The 20,311-nt window shown below is 71.4% G+C and carries 20 protein-coding genes and 1 other RNA gene; 8 read left to right on the top strand and 13 right to left on the bottom strand.

Going from position 1 to position 20,311, the window contains the following annotated elements:
* Positions 1-14 precede the first annotated feature (14 nt).
* A complete protein-coding gene (locus ACJ7VY_RS12890; protein WP_409475765.1) occupies positions 15-989 on the top strand; it encodes a hypothetical protein in 975 nt (324 codons plus the stop codon).
* Positions 990-1,022: 33 nt separating this feature from the next.
* Here the strand turns inward: ACJ7VY_RS12890 and rpiA are convergent, their stop codons facing one another.
* The 6 genes from rpiA to ACJ7VY_RS12860 all read right to left on the bottom strand — a co-directional run bounded on the left by rpiA (position 1,023) and on the right by ACJ7VY_RS12860 (position 3,727).
* Positions 1,023-1,670 (bottom strand): ribose-5-phosphate isomerase RpiA, encoded by a 648-nt coding sequence (rpiA, locus tag ACJ7VY_RS12885; RefSeq protein WP_104939483.1) that lies wholly within the window; start codon positions 1,668-1,670, stop codon positions 1,023-1,025.
* 91 nt (positions 1,671-1,761) lie between these two features.
* Positions 1,762-2,247: an EVE domain-containing protein gene (locus tag ACJ7VY_RS12880; RefSeq protein ID WP_104939482.1), complete on the bottom strand. Its 486-nt coding sequence runs from the start codon at positions 2,245-2,247 to the stop codon at positions 1,762-1,764.
* Complete coding sequence (locus ACJ7VY_RS12875; RefSeq protein WP_104939481.1) at positions 2,244-2,834, bottom strand: 5-formyltetrahydrofolate cyclo-ligase; 591 nt, start codon at positions 2,832-2,834, stop codon at positions 2,244-2,246. The genes ACJ7VY_RS12880 and ACJ7VY_RS12875 overlap by 4 nt, the downstream gene beginning before the upstream one ends.
* Before the next feature lie 104 nt (positions 2,835-2,938).
* Positions 2,939-3,123: non-coding RNA, 6S RNA (gene ssrS / locus ACJ7VY_RS12870), on the bottom strand.
* A gap of 86 nt (positions 3,124-3,209) precedes the next feature.
* Entirely contained in the window at positions 3,210-3,509 is a 300-nt protein-coding gene (locus tag ACJ7VY_RS12865) for a cell division protein ZapA (protein WP_161614984.1), read from the bottom strand.
* Complete coding sequence (locus tag ACJ7VY_RS12860; protein WP_104939479.1) at positions 3,506-3,727, bottom strand: TIGR02449 family protein; 222 nt, start codon at positions 3,725-3,727, stop codon at positions 3,506-3,508. The genes ACJ7VY_RS12865 and ACJ7VY_RS12860 overlap by 4 nt, the downstream gene beginning before the upstream one ends.
* A 126-nt stretch (positions 3,728-3,853) precedes the next feature.
* Here ACJ7VY_RS12860 and ACJ7VY_RS12855 point away from each other — a divergent pair, with 126 nt between their 5' ends.
* On the top strand, positions 3,854-4,399 hold the full coding sequence (locus ACJ7VY_RS12855; RefSeq protein WP_161614983.1) for a YecA family protein: 546 nt from the start codon (positions 3,854-3,856) through the stop codon (positions 4,397-4,399).
* Positions 4,400-4,406: 7 nt separating this feature from the next.
* Positions 4,407-5,732, top strand: coding sequence for an aminopeptidase P N-terminal domain-containing protein (locus ACJ7VY_RS12850; protein WP_161614982.1), 1,326 nt, complete (start codon positions 4,407-4,409; stop codon positions 5,730-5,732).
* An 828-nt stretch (positions 5,733-6,560) separates the two neighbouring features.
* Here the strand turns inward: ACJ7VY_RS12850 and pepQ are convergent.
* From pepQ to rph, 7 genes are all read right to left on the bottom strand, one after another.
* Positions 6,561-7,889, bottom strand: coding sequence for a Xaa-Pro dipeptidase (gene pepQ, locus ACJ7VY_RS12845; RefSeq protein WP_409475764.1), 1,329 nt, complete (start codon positions 7,887-7,889; stop codon positions 6,561-6,563).
* A 79-nt stretch (positions 7,890-7,968) separates the two neighbouring features.
* Positions 7,969-8,316 (bottom strand): PilZ domain-containing protein, encoded by a 348-nt coding sequence (locus tag ACJ7VY_RS12840; protein ID WP_161614980.1) that lies wholly within the window; start codon positions 8,314-8,316, stop codon positions 7,969-7,971.
* On the bottom strand, positions 8,313-10,823 hold the full coding sequence (locus tag ACJ7VY_RS12835; protein ID WP_409475763.1) for a DUF1631 domain-containing protein: 2,511 nt from the start codon (positions 10,821-10,823) through the stop codon (positions 8,313-8,315). The genes ACJ7VY_RS12840 and ACJ7VY_RS12835 overlap by 4 nt, the downstream gene beginning before the upstream one ends.
* Before the next feature lie 80 nt (positions 10,824-10,903).
* Entirely contained in the window at positions 10,904-12,124 is a 1,221-nt protein-coding gene (gene hemW, locus ACJ7VY_RS12830; RefSeq protein ID WP_409475762.1) for a radical SAM family heme chaperone HemW, read from the bottom strand.
* Positions 12,125-12,153: 29 nt separating this feature from the next.
* A complete protein-coding gene (gene rdgB / locus ACJ7VY_RS12825) occupies positions 12,154-12,750 on the bottom strand; it encodes an RdgB/HAM1 family non-canonical purine NTP pyrophosphatase (protein ID WP_104939475.1) in 597 nt (198 codons plus the stop codon).
* The gene (locus ACJ7VY_RS12820; protein WP_313230792.1) at positions 12,747-13,136 is read right to left on the bottom strand and encodes a VOC family protein; all 390 of its coding nucleotides are present in this window, start codon (positions 13,134-13,136) and stop codon (positions 12,747-12,749) included. Before ACJ7VY_RS12820 ends, rdgB begins: the two co-directional genes overlap by 4 nt.
* Positions 13,133-13,861, bottom strand: coding sequence for a ribonuclease PH (rph, locus tag ACJ7VY_RS12815; RefSeq protein WP_104939473.1), 729 nt, complete (start codon positions 13,859-13,861; stop codon positions 13,133-13,135). The genes ACJ7VY_RS12820 and rph overlap by 4 nt, the downstream gene beginning before the upstream one ends.
* A gap of 112 nt (positions 13,862-13,973) precedes the next feature.
* Between rph and ACJ7VY_RS12810 the strand changes: the two genes are divergently transcribed.
* The 5 genes from ACJ7VY_RS12810 to ACJ7VY_RS12790 all read left to right on the top strand — a co-directional run bounded on the left by ACJ7VY_RS12810 (position 13,974) and on the right by ACJ7VY_RS12790 (position 19,988).
* On the top strand, positions 13,974-14,834 hold the full coding sequence (locus tag ACJ7VY_RS12810) for a YicC/YloC family endoribonuclease (protein WP_409475761.1): 861 nt from the start codon (positions 13,974-13,976) through the stop codon (positions 14,832-14,834).
* Between the two features lie 270 nt (positions 14,835-15,104).
* Positions 15,105-16,367, top strand: coding sequence for a serine hydrolase domain-containing protein (locus tag ACJ7VY_RS12805; RefSeq protein ID WP_409475760.1), 1,263 nt, complete (start codon positions 15,105-15,107; stop codon positions 16,365-16,367).
* A 105-nt stretch (positions 16,368-16,472) separates the two neighbouring features.
* The gene (gmk, locus tag ACJ7VY_RS12800) at positions 16,473-17,084 is read left to right on the top strand and encodes a guanylate kinase (RefSeq protein ID WP_104939470.1); all 612 of its coding nucleotides are present in this window, start codon (positions 16,473-16,475) and stop codon (positions 17,082-17,084) included.
* A 187-nt stretch (positions 17,085-17,271) separates the two neighbouring features.
* Positions 17,272-17,571, top strand: a complete 300-nt coding sequence (gene rpoZ, locus ACJ7VY_RS12795) for a DNA-directed RNA polymerase subunit omega (RefSeq protein WP_054667378.1) — start codon at positions 17,272-17,274, stop codon at positions 17,569-17,571.
* A 257-nt stretch (positions 17,572-17,828) separates the two neighbouring features.
* Positions 17,829-19,988, top strand: a complete 2,160-nt coding sequence (locus ACJ7VY_RS12790) for a RelA/SpoT family protein (RefSeq protein WP_104939469.1) — start codon at positions 17,829-17,831, stop codon at positions 19,986-19,988.
* The last annotated feature ends 323 nt before the right edge of the window (positions 19,989-20,311 follow it).

Raw genomic sequence — 20,311 nt, 5'->3', positions numbered from 1 at the left:
CCGGAGATGCGCGCATGGCCCGTTCCCGTTCCCCCGCCCCCGTCCTGGTGCCGCTGCTGATGTTGTTGGCCGGCGCCGCACGGGCCGATACCGGCTGCCCGCCGCTGCCGGGCCTGGATTACTGCGCCGCCGGTGCGCATGGCTGGGTCTACGGCCCCGACGCGGCGCAGGTGCGCCTGCTCGGCGATGACCTGGCCGCCAGCGCCGCGGCGTTCGAGCGCCTGTTCGCGCGCGCGCCGCTGCGCCTGGCGGTGCTGCTGGATGCGCCGGAGGGCATCGCTGCCGATGCGCGCGCGCGGCTGGCCGCCGCGGGCGCCGTGCAGGTGCTCGACTGGCCCGGTATGCAGGCCTTCCAGGCCGCCCGCGAGGCCACCCAGCCGGCCGACGACCCGGGCCGCCGGCTGCTGGCCGCCAACCCGGCCATCGGCCAGGCGATCTGGCGCAACCTGACCCGCCACGAACTGGGCCACGTGCGCTTCAACCTGACCTACTGGCCGGACCTGGGCCGGACCGCCGGGCATGGCCACGCGCGCAGCCCGGACTGGCTCAACGAGGCGGCGGCGATGGTGCTGGAGGCCGACGACCTGGCGGCGCATCGGCGGCGCCTGCTGCACGGCATGGGCACCGATCCGGCGCAGCCGCTGCCGGCGCTGGCCGATTTCCTGGCCATGGCCAATCCGGCGCGCCCGCGGGACCAGGCCGCGCCGGCCGCCAAGGGCGTCAGCCTGGTCTATCGCAGCCCGGCCGAGGCCGGCGACGCGGCGGCCGGCGCGCGCTACTACGCGCTGGTCCAGGGCTGGGCGGATTTCCTGGTGCAGGCCACCGCGGCCACCCGCGCCGGCGTGCTTGGCAGCATCAGCGCGCGGATCGCCGCCGGCGGCAGTTTCGAGGACTGGCTGGCCGACACCGGCCCGGGCTTCGGGTTGCCGGCCACGCTGCCCGCGCTCGACCGCCAGTGGCAGGCCTGGCTGCAGGCCGCGCTGCGCTGAGGCACGGCCGCGGCCAGCGCCGCCTGCCCGCGCTTACAGCACCTGCGGCGGCTGCCCGCCGACGATGACCACGTCGGCCGGGCGGCGCGCGAACAGGCCGACGGTGACCACGCCCGGGATCTGGTTGAGCTGCTGCTCCAGCTTCACCGGGTCGGTGATGGACAGGTTGTGCACGTCCAGGATCAGGTTGCCGTTGTCGGTGACCACGCCGTCGCGCCATACCGGCTGGCCGCCGGTCAGGGCCAGGATCTCGCGCGCCACCAGGCTGCGCGCCATCGGGATCACTTCCACCGGCAGCGGGAACCGGCCCAGCACCGGGACCTGCTTGCTCGGGTCGATGATGCACACGAACTGCTTGCTGGCCTCGGCGATGATCTTCTCGCGGGTCAGCGCGGCGCCGCCGCCCTTGATCAGGTGCTTGTGCGGATCGCACTCGTCGGCGCCGTCCACGTACAGCGACAGGCCGCCGGTGTGGTTCAGGTCCAGCACCTCGATGCCGTGGCCGCGGAGCTGGGCGGTGCTCTGCTCGGAGCTGGAGACGGCGCCTTCGATCTGGTCCTTGATGCGCGCCAGCGCGTCGATGAAGTAGGCGACCGTGGAGCCGGTGCCGACCCCGACGATCATTCCCTTCTGCACGTACTCGATGGCTTTTTCGGCGGCCAGGCGCTTGGCTTCGGACATGGTGGACTCGATGGCGTTGGAGGAGAGGGAACAGGCGCGGCGACGGGTCCGGCGCTGCCTGGCAGCGCCCGTGGCGGCCGCGGCGGCGGGATCAGGCCTGCGGCTTGTTTTCCAGCGACAGCAGCAGCTTCCACTGCGCGCCGGTGACCGGGAACACCGACAGGCGGTTGCCCTTGGCGGTCAGCGGGAAGCCTTCGCCGAGCGCGTCGGCGTGGCGCTTGATCTGGTCCAGCGCGATCACCTGCGCCAGCTTGCGTTCGAAAGCCACGTCCACCAGGTACCAGCGCGGCTGTTCGCGGCTGGCCTTGGGGTCGTAGTAGTCGGAGCGGGGGTCGAACTGGGTGTCGTCCGGGTAGGCGTCGCTGGCCACCGTGGCGATGCCGACGATGCCCGGCACCTTGGTGTTGGAGTGGTAGAACAGGATGCCGTCGCCGACCTTCATGCCGTCGCGCATGAAATTGCGCGCCTGGTAGTTGCGCACGCCGTTCCACGGTTCGGTGCCCACGCGCTGCAGGTCGTCGATGGAAAAGGCGTCCGGTTCGGACTTCATCAGCCAATAGCGCTTGCGGGCGGTCATGCGGGCAACGGTTCCGGGTAGAGAATGGCTTGCTCGGTGCAGATGGCGTCCACCGCCACGTCCCAGTCCGCGGCCGGCAGCAGCGGGACCTGCTGGGCGGCGAAGCCGGCGCCGACCAGCCAGGGCGGCGCGCTGCGCTGCTGGCGGAAAGCGAAGCTGCGATCATACCAGCCGCCGCCCATGCCCAGCCGCCGGCCGCGTGCGTCGAAGCCGACCAGCGGCGCCACCACCAGGGCCATGTCCTGCGCCGGCAGCGCGCGCGCCGGATCGATGTCCGGTTCCGGGATGCCGTAGCGGTTGGCGCGCAGCGGCTGCCCGGGGCGCCACGGCGCGAAGCGCAGCAGCGTGCCGTGCAGCACCGGCAGGCAGTAGGTCTGGTGCGCGGGCAACTGCAACTGCCAGCGGTACAGGGCGATCTCGCCATCCATCGCCCAGTAGCCGGCCACCGGGCCGTCGACATCGGCGAAGGGCAGGGCCAGCAGGTGTGCGGCCAGCGCATCGGCGGCCGCGATGTGCTCGGCGGCGGGGATGTCGCGGCGGCGCTGGCGCAGTTGTCGGCGCAGGGCCTGGCGGTCGTCGGCAGTCATCGGCGGCGTGGGTCGGGGCCTGGCGGCATTATCGGCCGGTCTGCCGGCCGGTGCATGGACCTGCAAAGAAGAACGGCGCCTTGCGGCGCCGTTCCGGAATAATTGCATTCTCCGCCATGACGATGCATGCGAAACGACCTTGAACCCGGGGTTCAAGTGGGGACGCTGGGGAACCATCGGGCTTCCCGCTGCAAGGCGGACCTGCACACCCGGTGCCGTCGCGCCCCCGTGGTCGTCATTAAGGGACAAGGCGAATGTTTGCACACGCCGTCGTTCACGGCAGAGAACGCGACGCCAGTATAGCCGTGTTGCAGGCCGATGGCAGCGGTTGGACGCGGCAAAAAATGAACCGCCCGTCGGATGAATGCGACGACCTCAACGGCCTTCGTCGATCGCGCTGTCCAGGCGCCGGTTGAGGTCGTTCATCGCGTGCTGGAAGCGCTGCTGCTGCTGCGCCAGTTCATCGCGCATCAGGTGCAGTTCATGGGCCAGGTTGAGTGCGGCCAGTACCGCCACCCGGTCCACCGCGGCCATGCGGTTGTTGCCGCGGATCTCACGCATGCGCGCGTCGAGCATGCGCGCGGCGGCGGTGAGGCTGTCGCGCTCGGCCGGCTCCACGCCGACGGTGTACTCGCGATCGAGGATGCGGACGCTGACCGGCTCGTTCTGGCTCACGTGTGCTGCTCCAGCGACTTGAGGCGGGTGATCATCGCTTCCACCCGCGAGCGGGCCTGCTCGTTCTTGGCCAGCAGCTGCGCGCGCTCGGCCACCAGCTGCTCCTGCTGCTGGCGCAGGCTGCGGTTCTCGTCGGCCAGGCGCTGGTTGCGCTCGAACAGCAGTTCGAGGCGGGCGGCCAGAGCCTGCAGCTGGGCGGCGGGGTCGAAGGAATCCATGCCCGGCACGATAGGCATGCGCCTCGGCGGTGGTCAAGATGGCCGATGCCCTGCCGTTGCTACACTGTGCGGCCGTTGCCGCGCCGCGCGCGGCGGCCTTTCCCGCTTTCCGCAGACCCAGGTGACATGACCGATCTTCCCGCCGTCAACGACATCCTCCAGGCCAGCCAGGCGCTGGACCTCGGGGCCACCCCGGCCGAACTCCACGGTGGACTGTGCGGCTGGCTGGCCGCCGGCGGCGCCGACCTGCAGGCCTGGCCGGCCACGGTGCTGGCCGACGACAACCTGCCCACGCCGGAGCCGGGCAGCGTGCTCGACCGGCTGCGCGAAGCGGTGGTGGCGCAGCTGGAAGACCGCGATTTCGCCTTCGAGCTGGTGCTGGCCGCGCCGGCGGCGTCGCTGCAGGCGCGCACCGACGCGCTGTTCGACTGGTGCCGTGCGTTCCTCGGCGGATTCGGCCTGGCGTCCGGCAAGCGTCCGGCGCTGAGCGAGGAGGGCGAGGAGGCGCTGCAGGACCTGGCGCGGCTGGCGCAGGCCTCCAGCGAGGAATTCGACAGCGCCGACGAGGACGAGGACGCGCTGGCCGAGATCGAGGAATTCGTGCGCGTGGCGGTGCTGCTGCTGCACGGCGACTGCGTGATGGGCGCGCGCCACCGCCAGCGCCTGAACTGAGGCGGCCATGCACATGCTGACCGGCATCGCCGCCGCCGAGTATGCGCACCGCCGCCGCCAGCTGATGGAAGCGGCCGGTGACGACGCCATCCTGGTGTTGCCGGCCGCGCCCGAGCGGGTGCGCAGCAACGACACCCATTACCCGTACCGGCAGGATTCGGACTTCTGGTACCTGTGCGGCTTCCCGGAGCCGGAAGCGGTGCTGGTGCTGATCCCCGGCCGCCGCCACGGCGAGACGATCCTGTTCTGCCGCGAGCGCGATCCCGAGCGCGAAGCCTGGGACGGCCCGCGCGAAGGCCAGGAAGGCGCGGTGGCGCGCTACGGCATGGACGACGCCTACCCGATCGAAGACCTGGACGACATCCTGCCGGGCCTGCTGGAAGGGCGTTCGCGGGTCTATTACCACTTCGGCCGCGACGCCGATTTCGACCTCAAGCTGATCGGCTGGGTGAACCGGGTGCGGTCGCAGGTGCGGCATGGCGCGCAGCCGCCGCACGAATTCCTGGAGCTGGGCCACCTGCTGCACGAGCAGCGGCTGTTCAAGTCGCCGGCCGAGATCGCTTTGATGCAGCACGCCGCCGACATCAGCGTGCGGGCGCACCGCGCGGCGATGCGGATCGCGCGCGCCGGCATCGCCGAGTACGAACTGCAGGCCGAGCTGGAACGCGAGTTCCGCCGCCACGATGCCTGCCCTGCCTACAACAGCATCGTCGGCGCCGGCGCCAATGCCTGCGTGCTGCATTACCGCGCCAACAACGGCGGCAGCGGCGACGGCGACCTGGTGCTGGTCGATGCCGGCGCCGAGTACCGCGGCTACGCCAGCGACATCACCCGCACCTTCCCGGTCAGCGGCCGCTTCAGCCGCGAACAGCGCGCGCTGCACGACCTGGTGCTGGCGGCGCAGGCCGCGGCGCTGGAACAGGCGCAGCCGGGCATTGCCTACGAGGAAGGCCACCTGGCCGCGGTCGAGGTGCTCACCGAGGGCCTGCTGCGGCTCGGGCTGCTCAAGGGCGACCTGGAGGAGAACCTGATCGAGGGCCACTACAAGCGCTTCTACCGGCACAAGACCGGGCACTGGCTGGGCCTGGACGTGCACGACGTGGGCGATTACAAGCTCGCCGGCGAATCGCGGCTGCTGGAGGCCGGCATGGTGTTCACCATCGAGCCGGGGCTGTACGTGTCGCCGGACGACACCAGCGTGGCGCCGCGCTGGCGCGGCATCGGCATCCGCATCGAGGACGATGTGCTGATCACCGCCGAGGGCCACCGCGTGCTGACCGGCGCGCTGGAACGCAGCGCGGACCAGATCGAGGCATTCATGGCCGGGCGCTGAGGCGCCCACGCATGGGTGTTCCCGCGCACGGCGCGGGAAGGGCGACGCAAACGCGCAGTTGCGATGCCAGCGCCGTGGCTTTTTCTGCGGTTGTCGTTGTCGTTGCGGTTGCCGTTACCCGTGCTTGCGCTGCCGTACTCGTGCATCGTGCTTTTCCTTGCCCGGGAGCAGGCCGGGCACCGCGGCGGAACGCGCGGCGCAGAGGCGCGCGTGTCCGGGCGGGGCGGGTTGCGCGTGGCCGTCGCTGCGGCCGGGAGCGCGGGCAGTCGGCGGCTGCCGTCTGGCGGATCGCCTCCGTGGTGCTGTCTTCGGGTTGCTTCTCGGTGCGCGCGCAAAGGATGAAGCGGCCCGCTGTCGCGGAGCAGGAGTGACCGCCTTTGATCTCGGCGTCCGCCCTTGCCCAGTGCAGCAAGGCCCAGGGCAACGCAGCGGTGTCCGCGCGCCTTCCCGCAGCGGCCTGCGTTTCCTCGTGCGTGCAGGCAAAAGGCACGCCGCAGACATGCCTTTCAGAAGCTCCCATGGCGGGTCGGGCGGGCCCTGCCGTCGCGCACTTCGCCCGCGTGCCCGCGTGGTCAAGTCCGCCGCCGGGATCCTGCGGCACGCCCTTCCGGTCGTATCGAAAGCGGCAGGCATCCGCGCCCGTCGTACCGGCAGGATCCTGCCGGCGGCCGCGGCGCTGCCGGCGGGCCGGCCAGTCCCCCGCCGGGGCGCCAGCGCGGAAGCCGGCGGTACCGTGGGCGCGCCGGCGGCCAGGGCGCGCGCGGATCAAACCCCCGGCCGCGTTGCGCGGCCGGGCCCGCTCATGCATGCGCGCGGCGGCGGATGCGGTCAGTCCTGCGCGGCGAACACCGGACGGGTCAGGTTGTCGGCCTCGCCGTCGGTGCACAGCACCTCGTCCTCGATGCGGATGCCGCCGTAGGGACGGAAGAAGTCGACCCGCGCCCAGTTCACGCTGGCGGCGTTGCCGGCCTTTTTCACTTCGTCCAGCAGCATGTCGATGAAATACACGCCCGGTTCGATGGTGACCACCATGCCCGGCTCCAGCACCCGGGTCATGCGCAGGTAGGGGTGGCCGGCCGGGCGCTCGATGCGGCCGCCGCGGTCGCTGGCGGCGAAACCGGCCACGTCGTGTACCTGCGCACCGATCAGGTGGCCGATGCCGTGCGGGAAGAACGCCGCGCTGACGCCGCTGGCCAGCGCCGCTTCCGGCGACACGGTGATCACGCCGAAGTCCTTGAGGATGCCCATCAGTGCCAGGTGCGCATCGACGTGCAGCTGCTTGTAGTCGAAGCCGCTGCGCACCGCCGCGCACATGCCCCGCTGCGCGGCGTCAACCGCGTCTATCAGCGCCTGGAACTCGTCATGGCCGGCGGCGGCATGGGTGCGGGTGATGTCGCTGGCGTAGCCGCATGCCGACGCACCGGCGTCGATCAGGAAGCTGCGCGCCGGCTGCGGCGCGGCGCGACCGAGATCGGTGTAGTGCAGCACCGCCGCATGCTCGTTGAGCGCGATGATGTTGCCGTAGGGCAGTTCATTGCAGTCCTGGTCCACGGCGCTGCAGTAGGCCATGTGGATGGCGAACTCGCTGGCACCGGCATGGAACGCGGCCGCGGCGGCGCGGTGGCCGCGCACCGCATGCACCTGCGCCTGGCGCATCAGCGCGATCTCGTACGGCGTCTTGAACGCGCGCTGGTAGTCCAGGTAGTCGATGACCGGCTGCGGGTTGTTGGGCGCGAAACCACCCAGCGCGCTCTGCGCTTCGCCGAGGATCGCGCAGCGCGCCGGGTCCTTGGGCAGCAGCGCCAGCGCCTGTTCCGGGGTGCGGATGACGTGGATGTCGAAATGCTCGACCCACCAGCCATTGGGCGCGGCCGGCACCGCGTGCCAGTAATCGTGCGGCTGGTGGTAGACCAGCTGCGGGCGGCGGCCGGGGGTGTGGATCAGCCAGCTGTCGGGCACGCGGGTCAGCGGCAGCCAGGCCTTGAACTGCGGGTTGACCGCGTACGGATAGTCGCGGTCGTCGAAGGCCTGGTAATGCAGGCGGCCGCTGGGCACGACCAGGTGATCGAAGCCGCCACGGGCCAGCGCTTCGTCGGCGCGGCGGACGAGGACATCCAGGTGGTCGGCGTACAGGCGGCCGGGATCGGGCAGGTTCATGGACAGGCTCGCGGCAGGGCGGGAATTGAACCGGAATTGTGCCGCAATCGGCGCCGCGCCGCTGTGCCGGTTCCGTCGCTCAGGATGCCGGAAGGCTGGATTCGATCCACTGCCGCAGGCGTTCGCGGTGGCCTTTTTCCAGGGTCAGGAAGCGGAAGCCGGCCCAGAAGTGGCCCGGCGCCTGTGCCGCTTCGCGCCACAGCAGGTGCACGCCGACGTCGATCGGTACCTCGCCGCCGCGGCCGTCGGGCACCGGGAAACGCAGCTGGTAGAGCGCATCCTCGTTGAGCGGTTCGGAGGCGATCAGCAGCATGCCGGTTTCGGACACGTTGCCGAGCCGGCCGATCACGCCGGCGGTCATGGTGTCGGTGACCGGCACCAGCGCGGGCACCTGCAGGCGCGGGGCGCGCCGGGTATCGGGGATCATGCGGACTCCGGTGCGGCGCTGCCGCCGGCAAGCGCGCGCAGGGCGCGCAGGGTGGCCTGCCAGGCGCGGTCGATCAGCCGGCCGCGGTCCTCGGTGACCACGCGCAGCTGGTCGCGCGCCATCAGCCGCGCCAGCGCATCGAGCGAATGTTCGGCCATCTTCTGCCCGCGCTGGTTCACGAACAGCGCGTTGTCGGTGACCAGGCTGTACCAGGACAGGCGCAGGCGGCGGGCGTCGCCCTGCTGGTTGATGGTGAACTCGAACCAGGTGCCGAACGGCAGCGTGCGCAACTGCCGGTAGAAGCCTTCCTCGGCCGGGGTGCGTTCGGCAGGCGGCGGTGCCTGCGGGTCCGCGCCGTTGCTGCTGTCGCCGCCGAGCCGTGCGCGGGCCTTGAGCCGCGCGGCCAGTTCGGTGCGCGAGGTGATTTCATCCTCGCCGCCGGGCGTGGACAGGCGGCGGGCGATGGCCCCGGCCTCGTCCTCGTGGTAACCGACCTGCAGCAGCGATTCCTCGATCTGCCCGCACAGCGCCGGATCGGCCGCGCCGTCGGCGCTGGCGGTGATCCGGCCGATGCGCGCCGTCGCTTCCTGGCGCTGGCGCCATTCGTCCGAGTCCTCGCCCTGGCGCAGCAGGGTCAGGGTCAGCACGTCGCTCCAGGCCTCGTGCAGCAGGGTCTGCACGAACCTGGGCGGGTTGGCCGCGCGGCACAGCTGGCCGATGGTGCGGCCGGCCAGCTGCTTGGCCGCTTCCAGCCGTTCCTTGCCGCGCGCGGCCTCGATCTGCCGGCGTTCGGTGACCTCGGCCTTGCGTACCGCCGCCTGCAGGTGCGACTGCACCTGGCGGTTGGCGGCGGCGAACACGGACTCGTCGCCCTGGTACTCGGCGACGACCCGGTCCACCGCTTCGCCGAGCTTCTGCAGCAGCGCCGGGTCGCCGTCGTCGTCGCCCAGCCATACCGCGCCCGACTCGGCCACGGTGTTGAGCAGTTCGCGCGCCGGGTGCTGGTCGCGGATGAAGAACGCCTCGTCGCCGACGGCGGCGCGCGCCAGCGGCACCTGCAGGCGATTGAGCAGGTCGGTGGCCGGGCCATTGCTGCGTACTTCGCGCTGGATCTGCCCGTAGAGCATGCCCAGCAGGTCGAGCGTGTTGCTGTCGCGGGACGACAGCGTGGCGCTTTCGCCGTGTTCGGCGCGCACCTGCGACAGCAGCGCCTTCTGGATGTCGCCGAAACTGCGGCGCGCGCCGGGTGCCGCGCCCTGTGGCTGCAGCCGCGCGAGCACGTCCATCACCGCCTCGCTGGGCACCGCGCGCGCCGGCGTGGCCGCCGGGTGTGCCGGCGGCGCCATGCCCGCCAGGTCGGCCAGTGCAACGCCTGGCGCGGGCGTGGCGGAACGCAACTGGCCCCCCAGGGCGGCCAACTGCGGAAGGAGGTCGGGGGGGATGGCCATGCCGCCGCCGCTGCCCGCACCCGCACTGGCACCCGCAGCGGCAGCGCCGCCGCTGCCGGCCTGCAGCTGCTGCGCCAGCAGCTGGCGCGCGGCATCGAGCAGCTCGTGCAGCGAGGCCATGCTGGCCGCCGTCGTAGTCGTGGTCGTGGTCGTGTTCGGCGTGGCGGGGGCCGGCCCCGGCGCGGCGGCCGCGGGCATGGACATGGCGCCCATCGCGGCCTCCGCCCATGACGCCGCCGGCGCCTGTCCCTGCCACTGGGTCAGTGGCCGCGGCGCCGCCGCGGACGGGCTCTCGCGCGTGGCCGCGGCGGGCCCGCCGGCGGTGCGGCGCTGGCCTGCCGGCCGTGGCAGGTAGGGGATGTACACCAGCCCAGGCAGCACGCCTTCGCGCGCCAGCAGCATGTTCAGGCGGTCGAGCAGCTCGACGTGCCGCTCCATCGCCTGTCGTTCGAACACATGGTAGAGCTGCCGCTGCGCTTCCAGGTTCAGGCCCAGCCGCTCGCCGCAGGCGCGCAGTATCCGGCACAGCGCGTACGGCCCCACCGGCAGGCTCTCGGCATCGAACGCCGGCTGCGCGGCGAGCACGCCGAAGCGCTGCCCGAGCAGCTGCAGGTGCGATTGCGCGCGGTAGCTCTCGCGCCGCGCCATCTCGTGCAGCACGATGTCGCGGTCGATGTCGGTATCGGTGACCAGGCTCATCGCCGGTATCGCCGGCGCCGCTGTCGACGCCGGGGCGTTGCCTGCCGTGGACGGCCGGCGCAGCCGCGCCAGGTCCTCGGCCAGTGCGTCCAGGAACCAGCCCGGGAACTCGGCGGCCTGCGCGCCCAGCTGGCGGATCTGCGCATAGACATCGGCCTGGACCTGGCTGTTGCGCGCCTTCTCGGCGAGGCCGAACAGTTCGCGTTCCAACTGCACCATGGTCAGCTGCAGCGGCGAGGCCAGCACCTGGGCGGCAATGCCGTGGACGGCCTGGAGCAGCTGGCGGACGCGTTCGGGGGCCGGCGCGCCGGCAAGCCGCGCCGCCGCCTGGCTGGAAAAGGGTGCTGTGGTGCCTGACATCCGCTGTACGTTCCGCCCCTGGTGGGCGATTTCTATCACTTCGCCGGTGCTGCCGCTACTTGCGCGGCCCAATGCCCTGTTCAGGGCAGGAACAGCTCGATCACGTCGTTGGTGAAGCGCCGCCCCAGTTCGGTGGGGACGACGCGGACGCCGTCGTGCCGCAGCCAGCCGCGTTCGACGGCGCTGGCCAATGCCGGCTGCAGCACGGCGCGGTCCAGCCCGGTGCGCGACTCGAAGTCGCGCAGGCCGAAGCCTTCGTGCAGGCGCAACAGGTTGAGCATGTATTCGAACGGCAGCCGCGCGGCGTCGATCACGTCGTCGCCGCCGATCGCCGCCGCGGTGCCGGCGGCCTCCATGAACGCCTGCGGGTGCTTGTGCTTCCAGCGGCGCAGCACCTGCTGCTGCGCGCCGGAGCTGATCTTGCCGTGCGCGCCGGCGCCGATGCCCAGGTAGTCGCCGAAACGCCAGTAGTTGAGGTTGTGCGCGCACTGCCAGCCGTCGCGCGCATAGGCGCTGACCTCGTACTGGCCGTAGCCGGCCTGCGCCAGCAGCGCCTGGCAATGTTCCTGCATGTCCCAGGCGCTGTCCTCGTCGGGAATGCCGCGCGGCGGCCGCGCGAAGAACACCGTGTTCGGCTCCAGGGTGAGCTGGTAGTGCGAGATGTGCGTGGGCGCCAGCGCGAACGCGCGCTCCAGGTCATGTTCGGCCTGGGCCAGGGTCTGTTCCGGCAGCGCGTACATCAGGTCGATGTTGAAGTTGTCGTAGCCGGCATCCCGGGCCAGCTTCACCGCGCGCTCGGCCTCGCGGCTGTCGTGGATGCGGCCCAGGCGCCTGAGCGCGTCGTCGTTGAAGGTCTGGATGCCAAAGCTGATGCGGTTCACCCCGGCCGCGCGGTAGCGGTCGAAGCGGCCGTGCTCGGCGGTGCCGGGGTTGGTCTCCAGCGTCACTTCCAGGTTCGGCGCGAACCGCAGCCGCGCGCTGGCCTGCTGCAGGAAGCGGTCGATCGCCTCGGGCGGGAACAGGCTGGGGGTGCCGCCGCCGAAGAACACGCTGCTGACCACCCGGCCCCAGACCAGCGGCAGGTCCTGGTCCAGGTCGCGGACCAGCGCGTCGACATAGGCGTCGAACGGCAGCGCGCCCTTGCCGGCATGCGAGTTGAAATCGCAGTACGGGCATTTGCGCACGCACCAGGGCAGGTGCACGTACAGCGACAAGGGCGGTGGCACCAGCCGCACCGGTGCGTGATCTGCGCTGCAGGCCTCGCCGGGCAGGTGGTCGCAATGGTCGTGGGTGTGCGGCATGGGCGGGCAGGGCGTCGCGGACAGGGCGGTCAGTGCCAGGCGGCGAGCTGCCGCTTGAGCTGCTGCAGGGCGACCGCGCGGTGGCTGATGGCGTTCTTCAGCGCCGGCTCCATCTCCGCGGCGGTCAGGCCATGGCGTTCGTCCAGGAACACCGGGTTGTAGCCGAAGCCGTGGGTGCCGCGCGGCGCATGGGTGATGCGTCCTTCCCAGCGGCCCTCGCAGATCAGCGGCTGCGGATCGGTGGCATGGCGCAGCAGCACGATCACCGCGTAGAAGCGGGCGCCGCGCTCGCCATCGGGAATGCCGGCCATTGCCTCGAGCAGCTTGGCGTTGTTGGCGGCGGCGTTGCCCGGGACGCCGGCGTAGCGCGCGCTGTACAGGCCGGGCGCGCCGCCCAGGGCGTCGACGATCAGGCCCGAGTCATCGGCCAGCGCCGGCAGGCCGGTGGCCTGGCAGGCCGCGCGGGCCTTGAGCAGCGCGTTCTCGACGAAGGTCAGGCCGGTCTCCTCGACATCGCCCAGGCCCAGTTCGGCGGCCGAGGTGACCTGCAGCGGCAGGTCGGCGAGGATCTCGCGCATTTCCGCCAGCTTGCCGGCATTGTGGCTGGCCAGTACCAGGGTCTTCATCGGCGGGGCTCCAGCAGGTCCCAGGTGTTGCCGTACAGGTCACGGAACACCGCGACCGTGGCATAGGGTTCTTCGCGCGGCGCTTCCAGGAACTGCACGCCGGCCGCGCGCATGGCCGCGTGGTCGCGGTGGAAATCGTCGGTGTGCAGGAAGAAGCCGACCCGGCCGCCGGTCTGGTCGCCGATGCGGCTGCGCTGCGCCTCGTCGCTGGCGCGTGCCAGCAGCAGCGCGGCGCCGCTCCCCTCGGCCGGCCCGACCACGACCCAGCGCTTGTGGCCCTGGTCGACGTCCTGCAGCAGCTGGAAACCGAGCTTGCCGGTGTACCAGGCAATCGCCTCGTCGTAATCGGCCACCACCACGGTGACCAGGGCGATGTGCCGGTTCATGCCTGCGCCAGGGCGGCCTGCTGGGCGGCGAACAGTTCGCCGATGCCCTTCTCGGCCAGCGCCAGCAGCGCATCGAGCTCGTCGCGGCGGAAGGCATGGCCTTCGGCGGTGCCCTGCAGCTCGATGAAACCGCCGCCATCGTTCATGACGACGTTCATGTCGGTGTCGCAGTCGCTGTCCTCGGCGTAGTCCAGGTCCAGCACCGGCACGCCCTTGTAGACCCCGACCGATACCGCGGCGACCGCGCCGAACACCGGGTTGCGCTTGATCTCGCCGCGCTTGAGCAGGGTGTTCACCGCATCCACCAGCGCCACGTAGGCGCCGGTGATGGCCGCGGTGCGGGTGCCGCCGTCGGCCTGCAGTACGTCGCAGTCCAGGGTGATGGTGCGTTCGCCCAGCGCATTGCGGTCGATGCACGCGCGCAGGGTGCGGCCGATCAGGCGCTGGATCTCCAGCGTGCGCCCGCCCTGCTTGCCGCGCGCGGCCTCGCGGTCGGAACGGGTATGGGTGGAGCGCGGCAGCATGCCGTACTCGGCGGTGACCCAGCCTTCGCCCTTGCCGCGCAGGAACCCGGGCACGCGGTTCTCGACGCTGGCGGTGCACAGCACGCGGGTGTGGCCGAAGCTCACCAGCACCGAGCCCTCGGCATGGCGGGTGAAGCCGCGTTCGAGGGTGACGCTGCGCAGCTGGTCGGCCTGGCGGCCGCTGGGACGGGAAAAGGTCATGGAAAATCCGGGTGGCGATGGAGCGGCGTGGGGGCGCCCGGGCGGCCTGCGGGGCCGGCATCCGGGGACGCCTAGGGTACCATTCGCCCTTTGCAACGCACCGGAAATCCACATGATCCGAAGCATGACCGCCTATGCCGGCGGCGAACGCGGCACGCGCTGGGGCACCCTCGGCTGCGAGCTGCGCTCGGTCAACCACCGTTTCCTCGAAGTGGGGGTGAGGTTGCCGGAGGAACTGCGCGCGCTCGAGCCGCAGCTGCGCGAGCGCGTGGCCGCGCGGATCAGCCGCGGCAAGCTGGACCTGGTCATGCGCCTGCGCGCGCCGGACGCGGCGCCCACGCTGGCGGTGGACGAGGCGCTGGTCGAGCAGCTGGGCGGCCTGGCGCGGCGCCTGCACTCGCGGTTCCCGGACATGCGCATCGGCTTCACCGAACTGCTGGCGTATCCGGGCGTGCTGCGTGGCGAGGCGGTCGATGCGGCGGCACTGCAGGCCGAGGCGCTGGCACTGCTGGACGAGACCCTCGACGGCTTCGTCGCCGCGCGCGAGCGCGAGGGCGCCAAGCTGACCGCGGCGATCAGCGAGCGGGTGGACGCGATCGAACGCATCGCCGGCGAGGTGCGCGGGCTGATCCCCGCCATCCGTGAAGGCCAGCGCGCCAAGCTGGCCGCGCGCCTGGCCGACCTGCCGCACCCGGTCGACCCGGGCCGTGCCGAGCAGGAACTGGTGCTGTGGCTGCAGAAGCTCGATGTCGACGAGGAACTGGACCGCCTGGGCAGCCACATCGGCGAGATCCGCCGCGTGCTGCGCGAGCGCGAACCGGTCGGCCGGCGCCTGGATTTCCTGCTGCAGGAGTTCAACCGCGAGGCCAACACGCTGGGCTCCAAGTCGGTGGACAGCCGCACCTCCAACGCCGCGGTCGAACTGAAGGTGCTGATCGACCAGATCCGCGAGCAGGTGCAGAACCTGGAGTAACCCCCGCCGGCGCCACCGCGCCGCGCGTTGTGTTTCCGGCGCGGGTCGCCGCATCCCTGCGCCGGGCCGCGTGTTGCCGTGCACGGGCTGGCCTGCAGGTGCCGGGCCACGCCCGGGACCGGGCGGTGCGTCGGCGCGGCCATCGCCGTGGTGGCGGCCTCACCCGATGCCGCCGTGCGGCCTGTGCGCCTGCCGCGCACCGGCCGGCCGCGCTTGCCGCCACGGGCCGCGGCTGCTATGCAGTCCGTTCCCTGGCGCAGAGGTATGGGCATGCACGCGACGGTTGCCGATCCGATCCATCGACGCCGCTTCCTGGCGGCCGCCGCGGGCGGCGCGGCACTGGCCCTGCTGCCGGCGGCGGGGCGTGCGGCGGCCCGCATGCGCGACGATCCGCGCTGGATCCCGTCCGATGCCTTCCTGGCCACGTTGCCGGAATGGATGCGTGCCTTCGGCGTGCCCGGCGTCGCCATCGCCGTGGTGGACCAGGGCGAGCTGGCGTGGCACCGCGGGTTCGGCGTGGCCGACGTGGACAGCGGTGCGCCGGTCGACGCCGACAGCGTGTTCGAGTGCGCCTCGCTGAGCAAGCCGGTGTTCGCCTACCTGGTGCTGCAGCTGGTGGATGCCGGGGCGCTTGCGCTCGACCGCCCGCTGGTGGACTACCACCGGCCCGATTTCCTGGCCGATGACGACCCGCAGCTGGCGCGGATCACCGTGCGCGACGTCCTGCGCCACAGCAGCGGCCTGCCGGGCTGGCGCGCGCACCCCGATCGGGAGCCGCTGCGCACGCGGGTCGCCCCCGGCCAGCGCGTGGATTATTCGGGCGAGGCGTTTTTCTGGCTGCAGCGGGTGGTGGAGACGGTCACCGGCCAGGCCCTGGACCAATGGGCGCAGCAGCACCTGTTCGGGCCCGCCGGCATGCAGGGCAGCACCTACACCTGGAACGCGCATGCCGCGCGCCACTCGGTGACCGGCGTGGCCGCGCCGGGCGCCCGCCCGGTGGTGCAGACCTTCCGCGCGCAATGGCCGCTGCTGCAGCCGCTGGCCGAGGCCAGCGGCAAGCCACTGGCCGCCTGGACCTGGGACGACGCGGTGCGCGCGCTGCCGCAGGCGCAGGCCGCCGCGCCGGCGGGCATGTTCGTATGGCCCGGCGACCTGCTGGCCAATGCCGCCGCCAGCCTGCGCGGCCCGGTGCAGGACTACGCGCGCTTCATCGCCCACATCATGCGGCGCCCGGTGCGGCAGGACTGGGAGATCGGCGAGGCGACCCGGCAGGCGATGCTCACCCCGCAGCTGGCGGTGCGGCCCGGCTGGCTGGACAAGGGCCTGGGCTGGAACCTGGAACGGATCGACGCGGATACGCGCTGGTTCTTCCATGGCGGCGCCAATGCCGGCCGCTACAAGACCTTCGCGGTCGGCGACCCGCGGCACGGGCGCGGGCTGGTGGTGATGACCAGCGGCGGTGGCGGCACCGGGGTCTACCAGCGCATCGTGCGCGCGGCCACCGGGCGCGACATGCTCGCCTTCGATCTCTGACCGGGCCGCGGCTGCAAATGCCCGGCCCCGGCCCCCGGCATTTGCAGCGACGGCCCGGGCTGGTTATCGTGCGCCGCCCGAACCATCGACCCGGAGATCCGCGCGATGCGTGGCACCCTCTTCATCGTCGCGGCTCCCTCCGGCGCCGGCAAAAGCAGCCTCGTCAACGCCACCCTGGCGCGCGATGCGCAGATCGCGCTGTCCATTTCCTTCACCTCGCGGGCGATGCGCCCGGGCGAAGAGAACGGTCGCCACTACCATTTCGTCAGCGCCGCGGAGTTCGAGCGCATGATCGCCGCCGGCGATTTCTTCGAGTACGCCCGCGTGCACGGCGACTGGAAGGGCACCGCGCGGCAGTCGGTGGAGCCGCAGCTGGCCGCCGGCAAGGACGTGCTGCTGGAGATCGACTGGCAGGGCGCGCGCCAGGTGCGCGAAAAGGTGCCCGACGCGGTCAGCGTATTCATCCTGCCGCCCTCCAAGCAGGCGCTGGACGACCGCATGCGCAAGCGCGGCCAGGACAGCGAGGCGGTGATGGCGCAGCGGCTGGCGGCCGCGCGCGAGGAAATGCTGCATTACGACGAATTCGACTACGTGATCGTCAACGAGGTGTTCGACACCGCCGTGGACGAGATGTGCGCCATCTTCACCGCCAGCCGCCTGCGCCGGGCGCAGCAGCAGGCCCGCCATGGCGGCCTGATCCGCTCGCTGCTGGACTGAGCCGCGGCGGCCCGGGCCGGGTGCCGCGGCCGCCATGGGGCGGCCGCCGGTGCCGGCCGGGCAGGCAACTGATTGATTCCAAAGGACCCGGGGCAGCGGCGATTTGTATCCCGGGGCGTCGGCCTGTACAATCCTCGACCTTTCCCTCATCCGATCGAGCGGCCGCTGCTGGTCGCCGGGAGCTCGCATGGCCCGCATTACCGTAGAAGATTGCCTGGAAGTCGTTAACAACCGTTTCGAGCTGGTCATGATGGCGTCCAAGCGCGCCCGCCAGCTGGCCAACGGCGTGCAGGCCACCCTCGACAACAGCGAGACCGAGGACAAGCCGACCGTGCTGGCGCTGCGCGAGATCGCCGCGCGCAAGATCGACAACGCGCTGATCGAGGAAGTCGAGAAGGCCGAGCGCGAGCGTGCCGAGCGCGAGGCGCTGGAATGGGCCGCCGCCGAAGTCGTCGCCGACGAGGACATGTCCAAGAACGACGACTGATCCGCCGGATCATCGCTGTGCATCGACAGCCCGCCACGTGCGGGCTGTCTGCGTTATGGGCGCCCGGCACCCTGCATTCCATGCCCCGGACGCGTCTGCAGGAAAGCCTCCGTGCGCTTGCCGGCGCTGCGAAGCGGCGCGGCGATGGACAGGACGGGGCCCGCCGCCCGCAATGCAGGCCGTGGGGGCGACGGCACCAGCGCGATGCCGCGTCTTTGGCGTTGCCGTGTGGGTGCTGCTGGCATATCTTCCCAGCCATGAACCCAGGACCCTCTGCCCAGGTCGCTGCGCCCGCGGGTGGCGCGGTGCCGGACTACGTACTCCAACTCGAACGCGCAGCCAGTTACCTGCCCGCCGAGCAGCTGCCGATGCTGCGCCGTGCCTGGGAAGTGGGCGCGTCCGCGCATGCGGGCCAGACCCGCAAGTCCGGTGAGCCCTACATCACCCATCCGGTGGCGGTGGCTGGCATCCTGGCCGAGCTCGGGCTGGACGTGGAGGCGCTGGTCGCGGCGATCCTGCACGACACCATCGAAGACACCCCGCTGACCTACGACGAGCTGGCCGGCGAGTTCGGGCAGACCGTCGCCGAGCTGGTCGAAGGCGTCACCAAACTGGACAAGCTGCGCTTCCGCGACCGCCAGGAAGCGGCGGCCGAGAGCTTCCGCAAGATGCTGCTGGCCATGTCGCGCGACCTGCGCGTGATCATGATCAAGCTGGCCGACCGCCTGCACAACATGCGCACGCTGGGCGCGCAGAGCGCCGAGGCGCGGCGCCGCATCGCGATGGAAACGCTGGACATCTACGCCCCCATCGCCCAGCGCCTGGGCATGAGCCTGATCAAGTCCGAGCTGCAGAACCTGGGTTTCAAGGCGCTGTACCCGTGGCGCCACGCCATCCTGGAAAAGCACATCCGCAGCCAGCCGGTGGTGCGCCGCGAGGCGATGGCGCAGGTCGAGGTGCAGTTGTCGCAGCGGCTGGCGCGCGAAGGGCTGGAACACCGCCTGGTCAGCCGCATCAAGACGCCCTGGAGCATCTACACCAAGATGCGCGAGGAGAACAAAACCTTCGACCAGGTGATGGACGTGTTCGGTTTCCGCCTGGTGATGCGCTCGGTGCCCAGCTGCTACCACGCGCTGGGCGCGGTGCACGCCGCGTTCAAGCCGCTGGACGGGCGCTTCCGCGATTTCATCGCCATCCCCAAGGCCAACGGTTACCAGTCGCTGCACACGGTGCTGTTCGGGCCCTACGGCTCGCCGATCGAGGTGCAGATCCGCACCGAGGAGATGGACCTGATCGCCGAGCGCGGCGTGGCCGCGCACTGGACCTACAAGTTCGGCGGCGATTCGCCCAACAGCGCGCAGAGCCGCGCGCACGCGTGGATCGTCGAGCTGATCGATTCGCAGCGCTCGGCCGGTTCGTCGCTGGAATTCCTGGACAACGTCAAGGTCGACCTGTTCCCGGACGAGGTCTACCTGTTCACGCCCAAGGGCAAGATCCTGGCGTTGCCGCGCAACTCCACCGCGCTCGACTTCGCCTATGCGGTGCACACCGACATCGGCAACCGCGCGGTGGCCTCGCGCGTGGACAAGAAGCTGGTGCCGCTGCGCACCAAGCTGGCCAGCGGGCAGACGGTGGAAGTGATCACCGCGCGCTCGGCCACGCCCAAGCCGCAATGGCTGGAGTTCGTGGTCAGCTCCAAGGCGCGTACCGCCATCCGCCACCAGCTCAAGCAGCTCGAGCACGAGGACGCCGTGCAGCTGGGCCACCGCATGCTCGACCGCGCGCTGGAAGCGATGGACAGCTCGATCGAGCGCCTGCCCAAGGGGCGGCTGGATGCGTTCCTGGGCGAGCACCGCTACCCGCGCCTGGAAGCGTTCCTGGCCGACGTCGCGCTTGGCAACTGGATGCCCACCCAGGCTGCGCAGGCGCTGATGGCGCATGGCGAGCCGCGCGCCGGCGGTACCACGCAGCGGGCGCAGGAAAAGATCCTGATCAACGGCAGCGAGCGCGGCGTGGTCAGCTTCGCCGGCTGCTGCCAGCCGATCCCGGGCGACGAGATCATGGGCTACCACACCGCCGGCAAGGGCATCGTGGTGCATCGCATGGACTGCCCGAACCTGGCCGAGCTGCGCAAGTCGCCCGAGCGCTGGGTGCCGATCGGCTGGGACAGCAGCGTGGTCGGCGACTACGACACCGCGCTGGTGGTGGAAGTGGAGAACGGCACCGGGGTGCTGGCGCAGCTGGCCGCGGCCATCGCCCAGAGCCAGTCCAACATCGAGCGGGTGGACTACCTGGACCGCGACTTCAACGCCGCGGTGCTGTGCTTCAACATCCAGGTGCGCGACCGTACCCACCTGGCCGAGGTGATGCGCCGGTTGCGGCGCCTGAGCGTGGTGCAGTCGGTACGCCGCCAGTGAGCGCAGCGAACGGGTAGCTGCGGGGCTTGCCCCGCATGAAGCTTCACCGGAACGCCCCACCGGGCGCAGCCCTGCGCCATGGACGCCAGCGCCGACCCCACCTGGCCGAGGTGATGCGCCGGTTGCGGCGCCTGGGCGTGGTGCAGTCGGTACGCCGCCAGTGAGCGCAGCGAACGGGTAGCTGCGGGGCTTGCCCCGCATGGAGCTTCACCGGAATGTCCCACCGGGCGCAGCCCTGCGCCATGGACGCCAGCGCCGAACCCACCTGGCCGAGGTGATGCGCCGGTTGCGGCGCCTGAGCGTGGTGCAGTCGGTACGCCGCC

Origin of the sequence: Stenotrophomonas sp. Y-13, assembly GCF_046267925.1 — a bacterium.
GTDB classification, from domain to species: domain Bacteria; phylum Pseudomonadota; class Gammaproteobacteria; order Xanthomonadales; family Xanthomonadaceae; genus Stenotrophomonas; species Stenotrophomonas acidaminiphila_A.
Note: the sequence above shows the minus strand (reverse complement) of the source record. Positions and strands in the feature narration are given on the sequence as shown.